The 17,061-nt window shown below is 65.7% G+C and carries 16 protein-coding genes; 5 read left to right on the top strand and 11 right to left on the bottom strand.

The genetic code is table 11. The annotated features are described in order from the left end of the window. Window positions 1-404: 404 nt before the first annotated feature. The gene (locus AC1MEM_RS15950; RefSeq protein ID WP_499472050.1) at window positions 405-2,831 is read right to left on the bottom strand and encodes a penicillin-binding protein 1A; all 2,427 of its coding nucleotides are present in this window, start codon (window positions 2,829-2,831) and stop codon (window positions 405-407) included. A gap of 152 nt (window positions 2,832-2,983) precedes the next feature. Between AC1MEM_RS15950 and AC1MEM_RS15945 the strand changes: the two genes are divergently transcribed. Beyond that, window positions 2,984-3,478 (top strand): MarR family winged helix-turn-helix transcriptional regulator, encoded by a 495-nt coding sequence (locus AC1MEM_RS15945; protein WP_499472048.1) that lies wholly within the window; start codon window positions 2,984-2,986, stop codon window positions 3,476-3,478. Between the two features lie 174 nt (window positions 3,479-3,652). Then, window positions 3,653-4,186, top strand: coding sequence for a PEP-CTERM sorting domain-containing protein (locus AC1MEM_RS15940; RefSeq protein ID WP_499472046.1), 534 nt, complete (start codon window positions 3,653-3,655; stop codon window positions 4,184-4,186). Window positions 4,187-4,478: 292 nt separating this feature from the next. Here the strand turns inward: AC1MEM_RS15940 and AC1MEM_RS15935 are convergent, their stop codons facing one another. From AC1MEM_RS15935 to AC1MEM_RS15925, 3 genes are all read right to left on the bottom strand, one after another. Beyond that, a complete protein-coding gene (locus AC1MEM_RS15935) occupies window positions 4,479-5,603 on the bottom strand; it encodes a YbdK family carboxylate-amine ligase (RefSeq protein ID WP_499472044.1) in 1,125 nt (374 codons plus the stop codon). A gap of 2 nt (window positions 5,604-5,605) precedes the next feature. After that, a complete protein-coding gene (locus tag AC1MEM_RS15930) occupies window positions 5,606-6,802 on the bottom strand; it encodes a cation:proton antiporter (protein WP_499472042.1) in 1,197 nt (398 codons plus the stop codon). 215 nt (window positions 6,803-7,017) lie between these two features. Beyond that, window positions 7,018-8,409, bottom strand: coding sequence for a metallophosphoesterase family protein (locus AC1MEM_RS15925; protein WP_499472040.1), 1,392 nt, complete (start codon window positions 8,407-8,409; stop codon window positions 7,018-7,020). A gap of 124 nt (window positions 8,410-8,533) precedes the next feature. Here AC1MEM_RS15925 and AC1MEM_RS15920 point away from each other — a divergent pair, with 124 nt between their 5' ends. Then, window positions 8,534-9,304, top strand: a complete 771-nt coding sequence (locus AC1MEM_RS15920) for a ZIP family metal transporter (protein WP_499472038.1) — start codon at window positions 8,534-8,536, stop codon at window positions 9,302-9,304. Between the two features lie 42 nt (window positions 9,305-9,346). Here the strand turns inward: AC1MEM_RS15920 and AC1MEM_RS15915 are convergent, their stop codons facing one another. Next, window positions 9,347-9,997 (bottom strand): hypothetical protein, encoded by a 651-nt coding sequence (locus AC1MEM_RS15915; protein WP_499472036.1) that lies wholly within the window; start codon window positions 9,995-9,997, stop codon window positions 9,347-9,349. Between the two features lie 229 nt (window positions 9,998-10,226). Here AC1MEM_RS15915 and AC1MEM_RS15910 point away from each other — a divergent pair, with 229 nt between their 5' ends. Together AC1MEM_RS15910 and AC1MEM_RS15905 are read left to right on the top strand one after the other, a co-directional pair. After that, window positions 10,227-10,571, top strand: coding sequence for a DUF5710 domain-containing protein (locus tag AC1MEM_RS15910; RefSeq protein WP_499472035.1), 345 nt, complete (start codon window positions 10,227-10,229; stop codon window positions 10,569-10,571). A 162-nt stretch (window positions 10,572-10,733) separates the two neighbouring features. After that, the gene (locus tag AC1MEM_RS15905) at window positions 10,734-11,270 is read left to right on the top strand and encodes a DUF2726 domain-containing protein (RefSeq protein ID WP_499472033.1); all 537 of its coding nucleotides are present in this window, start codon (window positions 10,734-10,736) and stop codon (window positions 11,268-11,270) included. A 45-nt stretch (window positions 11,271-11,315) separates the two neighbouring features. On the opposite strand, the gene AC1MEM_RS15900 is transcribed toward AC1MEM_RS15905, so the two are convergent. The 6 genes from AC1MEM_RS15900 to cyoB are packed head-to-tail and all read right to left on the bottom strand — an operon-like array spanning window position 11,316 to window position 17,061. Continuing rightward, a complete protein-coding gene (locus AC1MEM_RS15900; protein ID WP_499472031.1) occupies window positions 11,316-11,864 on the bottom strand; it encodes a response regulator transcription factor in 549 nt (182 codons plus the stop codon). Then, on the bottom strand, window positions 11,857-13,200 hold the full coding sequence (locus AC1MEM_RS15895) for an ATP-binding protein (RefSeq protein WP_499472029.1): 1,344 nt from the start codon (window positions 13,198-13,200) through the stop codon (window positions 11,857-11,859). Before AC1MEM_RS15895 ends, AC1MEM_RS15900 begins: the two co-directional genes overlap by 8 nt. Then, the gene (locus tag AC1MEM_RS15890) at window positions 13,184-14,014 is read right to left on the bottom strand and encodes an SURF1 family protein (RefSeq protein WP_499472027.1); all 831 of its coding nucleotides are present in this window, start codon (window positions 14,012-14,014) and stop codon (window positions 13,184-13,186) included. The genes AC1MEM_RS15895 and AC1MEM_RS15890 overlap by 17 nt, the downstream gene beginning before the upstream one ends. Beyond that, window positions 14,011-14,421, bottom strand: coding sequence for a cytochrome o ubiquinol oxidase subunit IV (gene cyoD, locus AC1MEM_RS15885; protein ID WP_499472025.1), 411 nt, complete (start codon window positions 14,419-14,421; stop codon window positions 14,011-14,013). Before cyoD ends, AC1MEM_RS15890 begins: the two co-directional genes overlap by 4 nt. Next, the gene (cyoC, locus tag AC1MEM_RS15880) at window positions 14,418-15,065 is read right to left on the bottom strand and encodes a cytochrome o ubiquinol oxidase subunit III (protein WP_499472023.1); all 648 of its coding nucleotides are present in this window, start codon (window positions 15,063-15,065) and stop codon (window positions 14,418-14,420) included. The genes cyoD and cyoC overlap by 4 nt, the downstream gene beginning before the upstream one ends. Beyond that, window positions 15,058-17,061 (bottom strand): cytochrome o ubiquinol oxidase subunit I, encoded by a 2,004-nt coding sequence (cyoB, locus tag AC1MEM_RS15875; RefSeq protein ID WP_499472021.1) that lies wholly within the window; start codon window positions 17,059-17,061, stop codon window positions 15,058-15,060. The genes cyoC and cyoB overlap by 8 nt, the downstream gene beginning before the upstream one ends.

The raw sequence follows: 17,061 nt of genomic DNA, 5'->3' as shown, positions 1-17,061 counted from the left end.
GGGCGGCCGCCCCCCTGCACGGCTCCCGGAAACCGTGCGGCACGGTTCCGCACGCACGCGTGGACGGTGTCCACCCTACGGTGCGCGGCGGTGAGCGGCTCCGGAGACCGGTATCAATCGACGTAACGTAGGGTGGGCATGCCCACGCGTACGTGCGGCCGCACCCCTCCACGGCTCCCGGAGACGGTGCGGCACGGCTCCGCACGCACGCGTGGACGGTGTCCACCCTGCGGTGCGCGGCGGTGAGCGGCTCCGGAGACCGGTATCAATCGACGTAACGTAGGGTGGGCATGCCCACGCGTACGTGCGGCCGCACCCCTGCACGGCTCCCGGAGACCGTGCGGCACGGGTCCGCACGCACGCGTGGACGGTGTCCACCCTACGGTGCGCGGCGGAGACCGGTATCAATCCAGGGGCGTCTGCTGAGGCGGTGGTGGCGGCGGAGGCGGCACGCCTTCCATCGGCGCGTCCTGGACCTCCTCAGCCTCGTCCTGCGGCGCCGGCTCGGGCTGCGCCGGTTCGGCCGGGATGCCTTCGGTCAGGTCGCCCGGTTCGATGAATTCCTCTTCCGGTTCTTGCTGCTGGACCCGTGCCGGGGCTGGTGGACGTCCGCCGGGGAACAGAGCCTCGCGGTCGACCTTGCCGGCGTCGAGCGCGCTCCTGAAGAAGTCGCCGACCAGCAGGACCGCATTGTGGCCGCCCTGCCCCCAGTAGCTCGAACGCATCGTGACGCGGTTGTCGTTGAAGCCAACCCAGGCGCCGGCGACCAGGTTCGGATGCATCAGGATGAACCAGCCGTCCGCATTGTTCTGGGTGGTGCCGGTCTTGCCGGCGACGTCGCCGTTGATGCCGAAGCGCGAGCGCACCTGCGTGCCCGTGCCGCGATTCACGACCCCGCGCATCATGTCGATCAGGGTCACGCTCGCCGCCTGCGACATCGCGCGCTCCGGTTTGGTCGTGGCAAAGTCGGCGATCACGTTGCCGTCACGGTCGCTGATGCGGCGCACGAAGACCGGCTTGCGGTACTCGCCCTGCGCCGCGATGCTGGCATAGCTGCTGACCATCTCGAGCAGGGTCACGGGACTCGTGCCCAGCGCCAGCGACGGCACGGCGGCCAGCTTGCTCTGGCGGATGCCGAGGTTCTGGGCCAGCTTGATGACGGGCGGCAGGCCGACGTCGCGCATCACCTGGGCCGTGATCGTGTTCTTCGAGAACACCAGGCCGTCGCGCATCGTCATCTGGCGGCCGGTGGTGCCGGACATGTCGGTCGGGCGCCAGACGGTGCCGTCGGCGGCGCGGATGTCCATCACCGCGTCGACATACGGCTGCTCGGGCGGGATGCCGTTTTCCAGCGCGGCGCCATACACGAAGGGCTTGAAGGTCGATCCCGGCTGGCGCGCAGCCTGGGACACGTGGTCGAACTGGTCGCGCGCGAAATCGCGGCTGCCGACCCAGGCTTTGACTTCGCCCGTCGTCGGGTCGATGGCGACGAAACCCGCTTCCAGGCGCGCCTTCGATTCGCGCAGCTTGCGCATGAAGTCGCGGTCGCCCTTGATGCGCTTCAGGGCCGCTGCCGGCGCCTCGCCGCCCTCGACCGCCTTGCGGTAGTCCGGCGTCTCGCGGACAAAAGCGTCCAGTTGCGCGCCGTGCGTGTGCCAGTAGTAGTCGAAAGGCGCGATGCTGCTGCGCATCGAGGTGTAGGTGCCGGTGGAGGTCGCATTCGGCGGGCTCGGATTGGCCCACTCGACATCGGCCACCGCCTGCAGGGCGCTGGCCTGTTTCTCGACCGCGCGCAGCGCCGCTTCCTGCAGGCTGGTGTCGAGCGTGGTCTGCACCACCAGGCCGTCCAGTTCCAGGTCGTAGTCGTTGTCGTTGTCGTTCGCCCATTCGAGCAGCCACTTGCGCACGTGCGCGGTGAAATGGTTGTCGCGCCCGCTGCGCTCCACCTGGCGTTCGAAGTCGAGGCGCAGCGGACGCTTGATGAGCGCCTTGTAGCGCGCCTCGTTGAAGGCGCCGTGCTTGAGCATCTGGCCGAGCACCACGTTGCGGCGCGCGAGCGAACGCTGCGGATTGGTGACCGGATTGTAGTAATACGTCCCCTTCAGCATCCCGACCAGGGTCGCCGCTTCCAGCACGTCGAGCTTCGAGGCAGGCTTGTCGAAATAGGTGCGCGCCGCCATCTCGATGCCACGCGCGTTGTACAGGAAAGGCACCGTGTTCAGGTAGGCCTCGAGGATCTCGGTCTTGCTGTAGGTGTTCTCGATCTTGATCGCGGTGATCAGTTCTTTCAGCTTGCGGTTGATGCTGCGCGCGCGCCCGATCTCTTCCGGGAACATGTTGCGGGCCAGCTGCTGGGTGATCGTCGAGCCGCCCTGGGCGTCGCCCTTCAGGCTGGCCAGCATGGCGCCGCCGATGCGCGTGAAGTCGACGCCGTGGTGTTCGTAGAAGCGGTGGTCTTCGGTCGCGATGAGCGCCGTCACCACATGCGGCGACACCTGCGCCAGCTTGATCCGCTCCTGCAGGCCCTGCTCGAAGGTGCCGAGCTCCTTGCCGTCAGCCGACATGATGACGGTCGGGCGCGCGCTGCTGACCTGTTTCAGGTCGGCGATGCCGGGCGTAAGCGGAATCAGGATGATCAGGTAGACGATGAGTACGGCGGCCAGTGCGGCAAACGAGGCCAGCGCAATGATGAGCACCTGCTGGCGGCGCGAGCGGCCGGACAGGAAACCATGCGCATGGCGCACACCCGCCCTGGCCCTGCCGCCGGCGCTGCCGAACAAATCCCTGGCCTGCTGCCGGATGCCGTTCTCGGTCTTCTCGTCCTGATCCACTGTTTTCCTTGCTAAATTGATCCGCTTGCGCGCAGTATAGCCGACCGCGCGCCACGGCCGCGTCCACGGCTGCACTCGCGCCCGCAGCCCGGCCCTGGTCCCGCGCCCCCGCCGCACTCGCGACGGGATGTACTTTCGCTTATGATGTCACGATGTCTTTACAAGTTACCCCCACCGAAGTCCCCGATGCCGAACCCGCCACGCGTGTCCTGCGCCAGTTCCGCATCGTGTTCAACTCCGTCAAAACCCATTTCCGCCAGGTCGAGCGCGAAGCCGGCCTCGGCGGCGCCCAGCTGTGGGCGCTGTCCGTCATTGCCCAGTCGCCCGGCATCGGCGTCACCGAACTGGCCCGTTCGCTCGACATCCACCAGTCGACCGCCAGCAACCTGGTGCGCACGCTCACGACGCGCGGCCTGGTCTCGACCGCGCGCGATGGTTCCGACCGGCGCGGCGTCGCGCTGCGCGCCCTGCCCGCGGCCGACGCCCTCTTGAAGAACGCGCCGCTGCCCTTCGCCGGGGTCTTGCCGGACGCCTTGTCCAGCCTCGACGCGGCCACCCTGCACCGCCTGGAGGCCGACCTCGGGCGCCTGATCGCGCTGCTGGCCACCGACGAAACGAGCGCCCAGGTCCCGCTGGCCCAGCTGTAGGCGGCCGCTTACGACCCCGCTGGTATGTCGGCAGTCTTTACATCCGGCTAAGCTTGCCGATCCATGTCGTTTGCAACACCTTGTTTACATGGAAAATTAATTTCCTGGCACAAATCATGCTATTGGGAATGCACGGCCAGGGAGGCCGCATTCAACCAGACAGGGATAATAAAAATGAACAAGTCAGTGAAGAAACTGGTATCTGCCACGCTGCTGGCGCTCGCCGCAGGCTTCTCCGGGTCGGCAAGCGCCGGCACCATGCTCGGCCAGGCCCCCGATCCGGCCCTGATCGTCCAGGCCGGCGGCTTTGAATGGGTGTACGCCGGCCCATGCGCGGGGGCTGAGCCAAGCTGCGGCACCGTGCAACTGCACCACGGCTTCGAGTTCGCGACCGACGCGCAGTGGAACGCCAGCTTCACCAGCATTGCGGCGCTCGAGTCCGCATTTACCGACAACGGCAACGTCCTGTGTGCTTCGCGCTACTTCAATACGGTCTACGACCATTGCGATTTTGGCGATATCGGGGCCGGCTACATCTGGCACTCGCCCCTGGCCCCCGACCAATCCCGGCGCGACAGCGCTATCGCCGAGACCTTCCTCGTGCGCGCCGTCGACGCGCCGGCCGACGTGCCGGAACCAGGCAGCATCGCACTGCTCGCGCTGGGACTGGCAGGCTTCGCGGCTGCACGCCGCAGGCTGCCGAAATAATCGTCCACACGCTGCAGGGCCCGCCACGTGCGGTAATACCATTCAGTTAACAAGGCCGCTTCGATTCACGTCGGAGCGGCCTTTGTTCTCGAGGTCGACGCGCGGGCATGCCCGCCCTACGTTACACAGCGGTCTCGACCGACAATGACGACGGTGGCGCACCGTAGGGCGGGCATGCCGGCGCGTTATGCTGGCCCGGCTTAGCTCATCCGCGCTTGACTGAACGGCATTACGCCGCGTGCGGGCCTTTTTTTGCGTTGGAGCGCCTGACGCTCCTGGCCGGGCCGTGCCCTCAGTCGCGGTCCTCGCGGAAGCGCCGCAGCGCGGCGTCGACGATCCCCTCGGTGCTGCCCGCTTCGGCATGCGCTTCGCGCAGCATGTGGGCGTCGCTGCCGGTGTGGGTCTCGCGGCCGATGTGTTCCAGCGCGGCCTCGCTGCCGAGCGCCTTCGCATGCGGCTCGAGCCGGCGCAAGGTCGTCAGGATGTCTTCGCGCAGCGAGATCGTCTCGTGGCTCTGCGGATGCACCAGGGTGCCGTCGAGGCCGAAGCGGCAGGCCTGGAAGCGGTTGTAGTTATACACCAGGTAGTCGTCTTCCAGCGGCGGCGGCTCGTTCCCTTCGAGCAGGTAGCGGCACAGGGCCTGCATGTAGCAGGCGAGCGCCGCCGCGCGCTCGACCGTGAGCGGCGTATCGCAGACGCGCAGTTCGATCGTGCCGTATTCGGGCTTGGGGCGCAGGTCCCAGTAAAAGTCTTTCATGCTGCGCACGATGCTGGTCTTTTCCATGCGCGCGAAGTAATCGCGCTCGAAGGCGTCCCACTCCAGGATGAAAGGCGCGCGTCCCGACAGCGGAAAAGCGAACACCGAATTGAGGCGCGCCGAATTGAACTGGGTGTCGCTGCCCTGCAGGAAGGGCGATGAACTCGAGAGCGCGATGAAATGCGGGATGTAGCGGTTCAGCGCATGCAGCAAATACAGGGCTTCGTCGCCCGAGTTGCAGCCGATATGGACGTGCTGGCCGAACACCGTGAACTGTTTGGCGAGATAGCCGTAGAGCGCCGACACTTCTCGAAAGCGCGGCTTGGAAAAGATCTTACGCTGCGACCACTGCTGGAACGGGTGGGTGCCGCCGCCGCAGACGCCCACGTTCAGGCGGTCGCCGGCGCGCAGCAGCGTGTCGCGGATCTCGCGCAGTTCGGCCAGCAGTTCGCCGTGGTGGGTATGCACGCTCGAATTAATTTCGATCATGCTCTCGGTGATTTCGGGCGTGACGTTACCGGGAAAAGGCGCGCGGCCCAGGAGTTCGAGCATGTCGGGCGAGGCGGCGACCAGGTCGAAGTCCGACAGGCTGACCAGCTGCAGTTCGAGCTCGACGCCCATGGTGAGCGACTGCGATTGGGCGAATGGTGGGAGTGCCATGTTCACGCCTCCTTGATGTGACGGGTTTCATTGGCCCAGACGACGGCGCGCTGGGTGAGCACCGGGCCGAGCACGTCGAGCAGCAGCATCACGGCCGCCAGCGGCGCCAGGCTGTCGAACAGGTCGATGCCGATCCAGCGGGTCTGCTCCATCAGCAGGATCGCGAACACCGCCATCGGCGTCAGCGCCAGGCCGGACAAGGCGCCTTTTTTCGCCGAGATGCCGGAGACACGCGCGAAGGCCGTGCAGACACCCACTTTCACCAGGCCGCGCACGAGTACCAGCAAGAGGCCCAGCGCAATGCCGCCGCCCAGGTGCTCGACCTCGACCTTGGTGGCGACAAAAAAGAACATCAATACCGCCAGCAGGTCGCCCAGCACGCCGAAATTGCGCTGCGCCGGAGAGAGGACGATGCGGCGGTGGCGCGCGACAAGACCAAAGGTCAGCGCGGCCAGCACCGGCGAAAACTGCAGCACGTAGGTGATGGCCACCAGCAGCACGACCGCCAGCGCGAAGGCGAGCGTGGCATCGCGCGCGGCGTCGCGCGGGGAGGCGATCATGCGCAGCCAGAGCGGCACCAGGGCGCCGAACAGCGCGCCCAGCACGCTCGAGGCGCCCAGCACCAGCAAGCTGCTGCCGGCCGCATGGGCAAGGTCGCCCGAGGTCTGGAACACGCCGATGCCGACCACCACGTTGAAGGTGAACACGGCCATCACGCAGTTCAGCGCGGTCAGGTGCATGGCGCGTTCGGTCACCTGGCCGGCGGCGCCCTGCTCGTTCAGCACGCGCAGCAGGCCGGCGGGGGAACTCGACATCGCCAGCGAGGCCGTCAGCGCGGCCGGCAGGCTCTCCATGCCGCAGGCGCCGGCCACCACGTAGACGGCGGCGAAGGTCAGCACCGCTTCGAGCAGCGAGGTCGCGACGATCCACGGGTTGCTGCGCAGCCAGCGCAGGTTGATGCGGTAGCCCAGTTCGAACAGGATCAGGCCGAAACCGAGGTTCGCCAGCAGCATGAAGTTTTTCGATTCGGACGGCGGCAGGTAGCCGGCGGCCAGGTTGCCGAAGACGAAACCGGCGACGCCATACACGGCGATGCGCGGCAGCGCGGTCCAGCGGAAAATCAGTTCGCCGGCCATCCAGGACAGCGCGATGGCCAGCGGCCAGGCAAGTTGCAAGCCGAGATCGGCGTAGTCGGGCATGGAAACCTCCTCGATGGGCGGGAGAACTGCTGCACACCGGGCGGTGCCTGTCCCGCGAAAAAACCGCCCCCGGAATGGCACCGGGGGCGCAAAAGAAACGCAATAGCGCCTCATCGCTGATCGAAAGCCCCACCATGGCGGCGGCGCTCCGAACCCGGCCATATTGCCTGAACTATATATCCTTGGCAACTACATTTGTGCGAACGTATGGACGCTCAGTGCACCTGGCCCAGCTCGCAGCGCGACTTCCTGCCAACCACCTTGCAGCGATTGCGCTCGAGGCCGTCGCGGTCGTGGACCCGGACCAGCCAGGCGTCCGGACCCGTTCTCTCCATGGTCATGAAGCCGAAACCGTCGATCCAGGAACTCATGTGCTCGACGACGGCGCCGGGCGCCGGCGCCGTGCCCGGTGGCACCACGGCCGGCAGCGGGACGATGTCCTCGGCGGTGCCGGAAAAGCCCGCCACGAACTGGGTCGGATGATCGCTGGCGAAGCTGAGCTGCTCCCACAGGTGCACGTGGCCCGAGAGCAGCATCGACACCGATGGCGGCAGGTAGCCGGGATCGACGTCGCCGAAGGCGTCGAGCAGGCCCCTGTCGCCGCCGAACAGCGTCACCTCGCCCGTCTTGCCGTCGCGGGTGGCACCGAAGGCGAACAGCGGATGGTGGTCGACCCCGATGTTGTAGGTCGCGCCGCGCGCCAGCTGCGCGATCTTGCGGTAGCTGTCGGCATAGGCGGCGCGCCGCGGATCGGTGCCGGGCAAGCCCTTGTGGCTGGTGTTGGCGGTGTCGAAGACGATCAGTTGGGCGCCCGCGCCGAGCGGCACGGCATACGGGTCGCTGTACTCGCCCACCGCGTCGTTCGCCGGCGCATCGCAATCGCGTCCGGTTTGATAGGGGCGCGGATCGAGGTAGCGCCACCAGCCCTGGCCGGCGCGCGTGCAGCTTTCGTGGTTGCCGCGCGCGAGTACCCAGGGCGCGGCTGCGAACAGCTTGCGCGCCGGCGTGAAGAAATCCGCGGCCCAGGCGTCGAAACCGTAGCCGTAAGGGCTGCCCGCGCAGCCGGGCCGGCCGGCCGGGCACGGATCTTCGCGGTAGTGGTAGTCGCCGACATGGATGACGAGATCTGGCGCGAAGCCGGCGGCACTGGCGGCAATCCGCGCGAACGGGAACGCCGCCGGATCGTTACAGTCCTGCGCTTCCTTGCCCTTCAGGCGGCAGCCGGTATCGCCGATGACGACGATGCGTTTCGGCGCGGCTTTCGGCACCGGCAAGGCCTGGCCGGCGACGCTCGCCGTCACGCTGCCGGCGGCAATCGGCGCTTCGCAGACGAGCATCGCGCTGGAAGCCGGCGCATGCGCCTGGCCGGGCCGCCCCGGAATGACGGACTTCGGCACGCGCACGCGCATCGGCAGGGCGCGGCTATCGACGAGCAGCGGCGGACAGGTCGGCGCGGCCGTGATCAGGCGCGCGGTCGCGGCGCCATCCTCGCCGATCACGACGAAGGCGACATCGTCGGGGCCGGGATCGGCGACCAGGCCGGCGCAACCGGCCAGCAGCAAGGCTGGCAACAAGGCACACAGCCGGGCCGTTGGAGAAAAAGTCATGGCTGCTCCATGCAAAGTGGCGAATGTATCACAGCCGTAGGACGGTTTCGTGGCGCCGCCGGCGAAGCGAACGCTGCGGTTTCCCGGTTCGTCGTAACATTTTGACAAAATCGAAGGAGGCAGGATGGAACAGGTACCAATGTGGCTGCAGGCGGGATTCTGGGGGCTGGTGGCGGGAGCGGCGCTGCTGCTGGGGGCGGCGGTCAGCTACTGGGTGAAGGTGCCGGCGCGGCTGGTCGCGGGCATCATGGCCTTTGGTTCCGGGGTGCTGATCTCGGCCCTGTCCTTCGAACTGATGGACGAGGCCTACCGCACCGGCGGCTTCGCCTCGACCGCGATCGGCTTTCTCGGCGGCGCGGCCATTTACACGCTGGCGAACTGGCTGCTCGCCCACCACGGGGCGAAGCACCGCAAGCGCTCTGGCGACCAGCAGAAGAGCGAAGCGGACAAGAGCGGCGGCGGCGGGGGCGCCGCGATTGCGATCGGCGCCCTCCTCGACGGCATTCCCGAATCGATCGTAATCGGCCTGTCGATGCTCGGCGGCGGCAAGGTGAGCATGGTGGCGGTGACGGCGATCTTCCTGTCGAACGTGCCCGAGGGCCTGTCGAGCGCGGCCGGCATGAAAAAGGCCGGACGTGGCGCCGGCTATATCTTCGGCATCTGGGGCGGCATCGCGTTCGCCTCGGGCCTGGCAGCGCTGGCCGGCTACACGCTGTTCGAGGGCGTGCCGCCCGGCGGCGTGGCGGCCACCACGGCGACCGCCGCCGGCGCGATTCTCGCCATGCTGGCCGACACCATGATTCCGGAAGCCTTCGAGGAGGCCCACGATTTCGCCGGCCTGATCACGGTGGCCGGCTTCCTCGCCGCGTTCGCACTCAGCAAGATGGGCGCTTGAGAAGCCGGGGGCGGCAGCCCCGCGCCGCAAGCCGGCCCGACCTTATTTGGGCCCGAAATCGGGACGGAAGGTCACTTTCGGCGGTGTGCAGCGCTCGACGGCATGTGGCTTGCTGTCATCGTCGTCGCTGCTCAGGTAGCACTCGTCGAATACCGAGCAATAGCAGGCCGAATACGAAATCTGGTTCATCTGCTTGTGGAGCGCGTCGAACACCGGGTTCGGGGTCTTCGGCTCGTCCCAGGTGAACATGTGCACCATCGCGCCGGGACGAATCAACGAGCCCGCGATGCCGCCGCGGGCGTCGAGGCCGGCGAACCGGCCGCGGACGGGTGCGGAAGCGGCCGAACAGCATTTCTCGACCAGCTCGGCCAGGTTACGCACCGGTTCGCCCTTGAACCTGAACTCCACCCATTCGATCCGCGCCGGCCCGACGCCATTGTTTTCCAACATGTATTTCACGCGCCGGCGGAAGTCGTCGGGATCGCCCCCGCTCTTTTCCATCGACGTCGAGCGCATCAGTTCCACGTACGGATAGCTGTTCGCAGCGACCAGCTTTTCCATCGAATGGGCCGAATGCAGGCCGAGCCAGAGCGAAACGAGCGAAACGACCGCTGCGGCTACGCCGAGCCCGAGGTCGAGCCAGGGCACGCCGGTCTTGTGCGGGTGGTGGTGATGGTGACTTTCGTGTTCCAAGCCTGCTCCCGGAAAATGTTGTTCAAAATTAATAGTATAGCAATTGAACAAGGATCTGGAACATGTTGGCTTGCAAAAAATTACACTGCGAGCGCCCGAGTCGCTGCGGCAATCGTTCCTGACCGCGTTGGCTCGAGAGCGCACCCTGCACTCCGGCATATCACGCCCCGCCGCACTTCCCTTACAATACCGGGCGCCGCACCGACGCGGCTTAGCCGAAAGAACACGCATGATTCTCCTGAAGGTCCCGTACGCCGAGAAAGACGAAGCCAAGGCGCTGGGCGCGCGCTGGAACCCGACGCGCAAATGCTGGTACGTCCCCGATGGGAAAGATGCCGAGCCCTTCGCGCGCTGGGTGGCCGGCGGCGGCGCCGCCGACAGCGCCGATGGCGCACCGAAGGCGCCCTCTTCGCGCGACGCCCACGGCGCCAAGCCGGTGGTCGGATCGAAGTACGTCGAGCTCTCCCACGCCTGCAACCCGTTCGAGGAATGCGGCGAATGCCGGCCCAAGCTGATCGAAAGCGGCTGGCTGGAAGCGTACCAAGCGGTGCGCAAGCTCTTGTCCGGACTCTGAAACAAAGGCGTGTGAACACGCACTTAACCCAGCCCGCACCATCTCCCGAAGCTTGATGACAAATCCGCGAAACGCGGCAATAATATGATTCCGTAGGGAAACATATTATTGCGCGCTCACGCGTATTCCCATCAACCACCGCGAGCACGAGGGCACGCTTCAATGAAAACAGTATTCACCATTCTCATTCTCTTCATCCTGGCCGCGGCCTTCGTCGCGGTGCAATGGAAGGGGGCGAAGGGAAAAGATCGTGCAGGCTCCTACCGCGGCCGGACACTAATGACCGATAACGAACGCGAGTTCTTCGGCAGGCTCGTGGCCGCCCTTCCCGACCACTATATTTTCCCCCAGGTCGCCATGTCGGCGCTGATCGAAGCGGCCAGCAGCGACAGGAAAAAGGCGCACAGCGACCGCCTGAAGATCGCCCAGCAGCGCGCCGATTACGTGGTCTGCACGATGAGTGGCGATATCGTCGCGGTCGTGGAACTGGACGACCGCACCCATTCGGCCGCAAAAGACCAGCTGCGCGATTCACGGCTCGAACAGGCGGGTATTCGTACGGTCCGCTTCCAGTCGCGTGCCAGGCCCACCCCGGCTGCGATCCGCGTCACCGTCTGCGGTCCGGCTCCCGCCGCCCCGGCCCCGATCACCGCGGCGACGGTACCTGCCGCACACCTGGCAGCGGCAAGCCAGGCCTAAGGCGCCGGGCAGGCGCCCGGGATCGGCCAGGCAGTCGGCCTGGCCCTACTTCACCCGCTGCTTCTCCAGCTTCCGCGCCAGCGTCCTCCGGTGCATCCCCAGCCTGCGCGCCGCTTCCGAGATATTGAAATCCGTCTCGGCCAGCACCGCGTGGATATGCTCCCACTCCAGCGTCTTGATCGAGGTCGAGCGGTTCGTGACCTCGATGTCGGCATTCCCCGCCACGTGGCCGAAGGCGGCCTCGATATCGTCCGTATTCGAGGGCTTGGCCAGGTACTGGCAGGCGCCCAGCTTGATCGCCTCCACCGCCGTGCCGATGCTGGCGAAGCCGGTCAGCACGACGATCAGCATCTCGGGGTCGTGCGCATGCAGGAGCTGCACGCAATTCAAACCCGAGGAATTGCCCTTCAGCTTGAGGTCGACCACCGCATAGCCGGGGTCGTGCTCCTCCAGCACCCTGGCCGCCTCTTCATGGCCCGGCGCGTGCAGCACGCGGTAGCCGCGCCGCTCGAACGAGCGCCCAAGCGTACGCGCAAAGGCTTCGTCGTCCTCGACGATCAGCAGCAGCGGCGTCTCCAATGGCAGCTCAGACATGCTCGTCCTCCCCGCTCAGCTCGATCGAGGCGACGGGAATCGTCAGCGTCACTTCCGCACCGCCGTCCTCGCGGTTGCGCGCGGCCACGCCGCCGCCCAGGGTGCGCGCCACGTTCACCACCAGGAACAAGCCGACGCCGGCGCCGGCCCGGTTCTTGGTCGACTGGTAGGGTTTGCCGAACTGGGCCAGCATGACCGGGGCGAAACCGGGGCCGCGGTCGGACACCACCAGGCGCAAGATCCCGTCCTCGACGCTCGCCTCCAGCCCCACCCAGCCGGGCGAGGCCTCGAAGGCGTTGTCGAGGAGGTTGTCGATGGTTTGCTTCAAAGCCGAATCGAAGGCGACCGGCACGTCGTCGCCAATCCGGTTCTCGTACCCGAACACGCTCACCTGGTGGCGATCTTCCCATTCCTCGACCAGGCCGTCCAGGAAGGTGTGGAGCGTCGTGCGCACCGCCGACTCGCCGCGCGCGCTGCCGGCCGACAGCAAGATCCCGCTGACGATCGACTTGCAGCGTTTCAGTTGCGTCTGCATCTCGGCGATTTCCTCGCGCAGGTCGGGATTGTCGCGAAATTCCGGCATGCGCTTCCAGTCGCCCAGGATGACGGACAGGGTCGCCAGTGGCGTGCCCAGTTCGTGCGCCGCGCCGGAAGCGAGCAGGCCCATGCGCACGATATGGTCTTCCTCGGCGGCGCGCTGGCGCAGGTCGGCGAGATCCGCCGCCTTGGCGCGCAGTGTGCCGCTGATGCGCGAAATGAAGATGACCAGCAGTGCCGCGTTCAGGGCAAAGCACAGCAGCATCCCCTGCACGTACAGGCTGGCGATCCCGCGCGCATGGTCGAAGGGGAGCGCGAGCGGCTCGGCGAACACGGCCAGCAGGGCCAGGCAAACCAGGGTCACGGCGACGATGGTCCAGGTCGACCAGGCTTCCAGCAGCACGGCCGAGATGATGATCTGCAGCAGGAAGAGGAAAGCGAAGGGATTGGTGGTGCCGCCGGAAAGGTAGAGCTGGACCGTCAGCGCGGCGACGTCGACCAGCAAGGCCATGAACAGCTCGCTGTTGGCGACCGGGCGCCGCTCATGCCAGCGCAGGTGGCTGGCGATGTTGAAGGCGATCAGGCAGGCCAGTACCTGCAGCATGTGGACCAGCGGCAGGTTGACGTCGAAGACCAGGATCGCCGCGGCGATCGTCGTGACCTGGCCGATGACGGCGATCCAGCGCAGCTCGATGAGCTGCAGCATGTTCTTGTGACCGGCGGCGTATTCGAGGTTCGCCTCGGCGCTCGCTGCGATCGAAGGGCTTATTTTTGTGAGTAGATCAAGCTTTACTGCCATCGTTCCTTGCCTTGCCGGCTTCCCTGTCCAGGCCCGAGCGGGCAACGTACCACCACGCCCCGGCAACCATCAAAGCGAGAGCATACCAAGTGATGGCATACCCGAGGTGATTGTTTTGGAAGGAAATGACCGTCAGGCCGCCGACCGGGTGTTCCGGAGCGCTGGCAGGGTCTTGCCCGCGCGCGGCGTCGACGAAGTACGGAGCGACCTGATGCAGGCCGCGCGCCGCGGCGATGCCGGCGACGTCGCGCGAGTACCAGCGGTTTTTCGCCGGATCGTTCTCGCGCAGGAAGCCGCCGCCCGGCTCGGCGAGGCGCAGCAGGCCGGTAAGGCTATGCGGCGCGCCCGAGGCGGCCGTGCACGGATTGGCGCCCGCGCGCCGCGCAGGATAGCGCCCGGGGCGATTTTCGGCAGCGGGAATGAAGCCGCGGTTCACGAGGACGATGCTGCCATCGATCGTGCACAGCGGCGTGACCAGCCAATAGCCCGCGCCCAGTTCGGACACGGCCTGGACCGGCGTGGAGTATTCGTAGAGGAAGTGCCCGGCGAGACTGACGTGCCGGTATTCGTCCGATTCTTTGGAGACTGCAGGCCAGCGCGCAACCGGCGGTACCGCCACCGGTGCTGCGCCGACACGGGTATTCACCCGTTCGATCAGGGCCAGTTTCCATTGCAGGCGTTGCACCTGCCAGGTCCCCAGCCCCGCAAACAGCACGATCAGGAGGAGTGCGAGAACCGCCATGACCAGCCTGGCGATGCTCGTTTTGCGCCCCGTTGCCGGGACGCCCCCTGCCGGATCGTGCCGGCCCATCATGGCATGTCGTGGGCACCGTGGCCGGTAACGGCCGCTGCATCACCCATGCCGGGCATCATGTTGACGTTCATGTGGTACATGACCCAGATCGAACCCGACAGGACGATGCCCAGCAGGATCAGCGTCAGGAGCAGCGCCATCATGTTCCAGCCGCCCTCGGACTTCGCGTTCATGTGCAGGAAGTAAATCATGTGCACGACGAGCTGGACGCCGGCGAAGGCCATGATCACGAAACGGGTAGTGCCCGGATCGAGGACATTGTTCATCACCAGCCAGAACGGGATGACCGTCAGGATCACGGCCAGCGTGAAGCCGATCGTGTAGTCCTTCAGGGTGTAGTGCACCGCGTGGGCGTCGTGGTGGCCGTGGCCGTGGTCGTCATGACCGTGGTTGTGATGTTCGCTCATGGCAGCGTTCCCATCAGGTAGACAAAGGTGAAGACGAAGATCCAGACGACGTCCAGGAAGTGCCAGAACAGCGACAGGCACTGCATGCGGCGCATGTTTTCCGGCGTGATGCCGTGTTTGGCCAGCTGGACGACCAGCGTGACCAGCCACACGATACCGAACAGCACGTGCAGGCCGTGGGTGCCGACCAGCGAGAAGAAGGCCGTCAGGAAGCCGCTGCGCGACGGACCCGCACCTTCGTGGATCAGGTGGACGAACTCGTAGATCTCGAGCGTCAGGAAGCAGGCGCCGAGGATGCCGGTCACGGCCAGCCAGAGCTGGGCGCGCTTCAGGTTCTTCGCTTGCGCGGCGATCATGGCGAAGCCGAAGGTGATCGACGACACCAGCAGGAAGGCCGTGTTCAGGCCCACCAGCGGCAGCTCGAACAGTTCGGCGCCCGACGGACCGCCGGCGTAGTTGCGGCCCAGTACGGCATAGGTCGCGAACAGGCTGGCGAAGATGAGGCAGTCGCTCATCAGGTAGATCCAGAAACCCAGCAGGGTGCCGTGTTCCGGATGATGCTCGCGCACGTGGTAGCGCGAGCCGATGTCGGCGCCAGCGGCGCCGCCGTCGTGAGAACTAAGGGTAGCGTTAATGTCAGACATGGGCTTCCAGCAGTTTGGTGCGTGCATTCTCGGTACGGGTCACTTCGTCCGCCGGAATGTAATAGTCACGCTTGTAGTTGAACGTGTGGGCAATCGTTGCCGCCAGCATCGCGAAGAACGCCAGGCCGGTCAGCAGCCACATGTGCCAGATGATCGCGAAGCCGAGCACCATCGACAGTGCCGAGATCACGAAACCAGCCCAGGTGTTCTTCGGCATGTGGATCGCGACATAGCCCGCCAAAGGACGCGTCCAGCCGTTCTTCTTCATGTCGGCGAAGGTGTCGTTGTCGTACACCCGTGGGGTGAAGGCGAAGTTGTAGTCCGGCGGCGGCGACGAGGTCGACCACTCGAGCGTACGGCCATCCCATGGGTCGCCGGTGAGGTCGCGCAGCTGCTTGCGGTCACGCCAGGTGGCGTAGAACTGCATCAGGAGCGCGCCGATGCCGCCCGCGATCATCACGGTGCCGATGAACGAGATCACGAACAGCCACTGCAGCTCCGAATCCTCGAAGTGGCTCGAGCGACGGGTCACGCCCATGAAGCCGAGGATGTACGGTGGCGTGAAGGCCACCCAGAAGCCGATCGACCAGAGCCAGAACGACACCTTGCCCCAGAACTCGTTGAGCTTGTAGCCGAATGCTTTCGGGAACCAGTAGTTCATGCCTGCGAAGATGCCGAACACCACGCCGCCGATGATGACGTTGTGGAAGTGTGCGATCAGGAACAGCGAATTGTGCAGCACGAAGTCGGCCGCCGGGATCGCCAGCATCACGCCGGTCATGCCGCCGATGGTGAAGGTCAGCATGAACGACACCGTCCACATCATCGGCAGTTCGAAACGGATACGGCCGCGGTACATCGTGAACAGCCAGTTGAAGATCTTGGCCCCGGTCGGGATCGAGATGATCATCGTGGTGATGCCGAAGAACGAGTTGACGCTTGCGCCCGAACCCATGGTGAAGAAGTGGTGCAGCCAGACCAGGTAGGACAGGATCATGATGACGACGGTCGCATACACCATCGAGCTGTAGCCGAACAGGCGCTTGCCGGTGAAGGTCGAGACCACTTCGGAGTAGATGCCGAAGGCCGGCAGGATCAGGATGTACACCTCCGGGTGGCCCCAGATCCAGATCAGGTTCACGTACAGCATGGCGTTACCGCCCTTGTCGGCCGTGAAGAAGTTGGTGTCGAACAGGCGGTCCATGCCCAGCATGGCCAGCGTCGCGGTCAGGATCGGGAAGGACATCACGATCAGGATGTTGGTGCAGAGCGAAGTCCAGGTGAAGACTGGCATCTTCATCAGGTCCATGCCCGGCGCACGCATCTTGACGATGGTGACGATCAGGTTGACACCCGATAGCAAGGTGCCGACACCCGCAATCTGTAATGACCATATGTAATAGTCGACGCCGACACCCGGACTGGCCAGGATGCCCGACAGCGGCGGGAAGGCCAGCCAGCCGGTACGCGCGAATTCACCGACGAACAGCGAGGCCATGACCAGCACGGCGCCCATGGTCGTCATCCAGAACGAGAAGTTGTTCAGGAAGGGGAAAGCCACGTCGCGGGCGCCGATCTGCAGCGGCACGACGTAGTTCATCAGGCCGGTCACGAACGGCATCGCCACGAAGAAGATCATGATCACGCCGTGGGCGGTGAAGACCTGGTCGTAGTGGTGCGGCGGCAGGAAGCCGGCGTTATCGCCAAAGGAGATCGCCTGCTGGGCGCGCATCATGAGCGCGTCGGCAAAGCCGCGCAGGAACATCACGAGGCCCAGGATCATGTACATGATGCCGATTTTCTTGTGGTCGATACTGGTGATCCAGTCGTGCCACAGGGTGCCCCACAGGCGGAAGTAGGAAATGAGGCCGACAAGGGCCGCACCACCGACGAGTACGCCTGCAAAGGTAGCGAGCAGGATCGGCTCGTGGAACGGAATCGCGTCCCAGCTGAGCCGTCCGAAGATTAGCTTCGTCAAGTCAAATGAGTCTTGCAT

This window comes from Telluria sp. AIW5, assembly GCF_056680575.1.
The sequence above is the reverse complement of the archived record's forward strand: the minus strand, read 5'-3'. Positions and strand labels throughout refer to the sequence as shown.

Coding starts and splice junctions, on each gene's coding strand:
- AC1MEM_RS15945 (WP_499472048.1), top strand. CDS start 2,984: ATGTCTTTACAAGTTACCCCCACCGAAGTCCCCGATGCCGAACCCGCC.
- AC1MEM_RS15940 (WP_499472046.1), top strand. CDS start 3,653: ATGAACAAGTCAGTGAAGAAACTGGTATCTGCCACGCTGCTGGCGCTC.
- AC1MEM_RS15935 (WP_499472044.1), bottom strand. CDS start 5,603: ATGGCACTCCCACCATTCGCCCAATCGCAGTCGCTCACCATGGGCGTC.
- AC1MEM_RS15930 (WP_499472042.1), bottom strand. CDS start 6,802: ATGCCCGACTACGCCGATCTCGGCTTGCAACTTGCCTGGCCGCTGGCC.
- AC1MEM_RS15925 (WP_499472040.1), bottom strand. CDS start 8,409: ATGACTTTTTCTCCAACGGCCCGGCTGTGTGCCTTGTTGCCAGCCTTG.
- AC1MEM_RS15920 (WP_499472038.1), top strand. CDS start 8,534: ATGGAACAGGTACCAATGTGGCTGCAGGCGGGATTCTGGGGGCTGGTG.
- AC1MEM_RS15910 (WP_499472035.1), top strand. CDS start 10,227: ATGATTCTCCTGAAGGTCCCGTACGCCGAGAAAGACGAAGCCAAGGCG.
- AC1MEM_RS15905 (WP_499472033.1), top strand. CDS start 10,734: ATGAAAACAGTATTCACCATTCTCATTCTCTTCATCCTGGCCGCGGCC.
- AC1MEM_RS15900 (WP_499472031.1), bottom strand. CDS start 11,864: ATGTCTGAGCTGCCATTGGAGACGCCGCTGCTGCTGATCGTCGAGGAC.
- AC1MEM_RS15895 (WP_499472029.1), bottom strand. CDS start 13,200: ATGGCAGTAAAGCTTGATCTACTCACAAAAATAAGCCCTTCGATCGCA.
- AC1MEM_RS15890 (WP_499472027.1), bottom strand. CDS start 14,014: ATGATGGGCCGGCACGATCCGGCAGGGGGCGTCCCGGCAACGGGGCGC.
- cyoD (WP_499472025.1), bottom strand. CDS start 14,421: ATGAGCGAACATCACAACCACGGTCATGACGACCACGGCCACGGCCAC.
- cyoC (WP_499472023.1), bottom strand. CDS start 15,065: ATGTCTGACATTAACGCTACCCTTAGTTCTCACGACGGCGGCGCCGCT.
- cyoB (WP_499472021.1), bottom strand. CDS start 17,061: ATGCAAGACTCATTTGACTTGACGAAGCTAATCTTCGGACGGCTCAGC.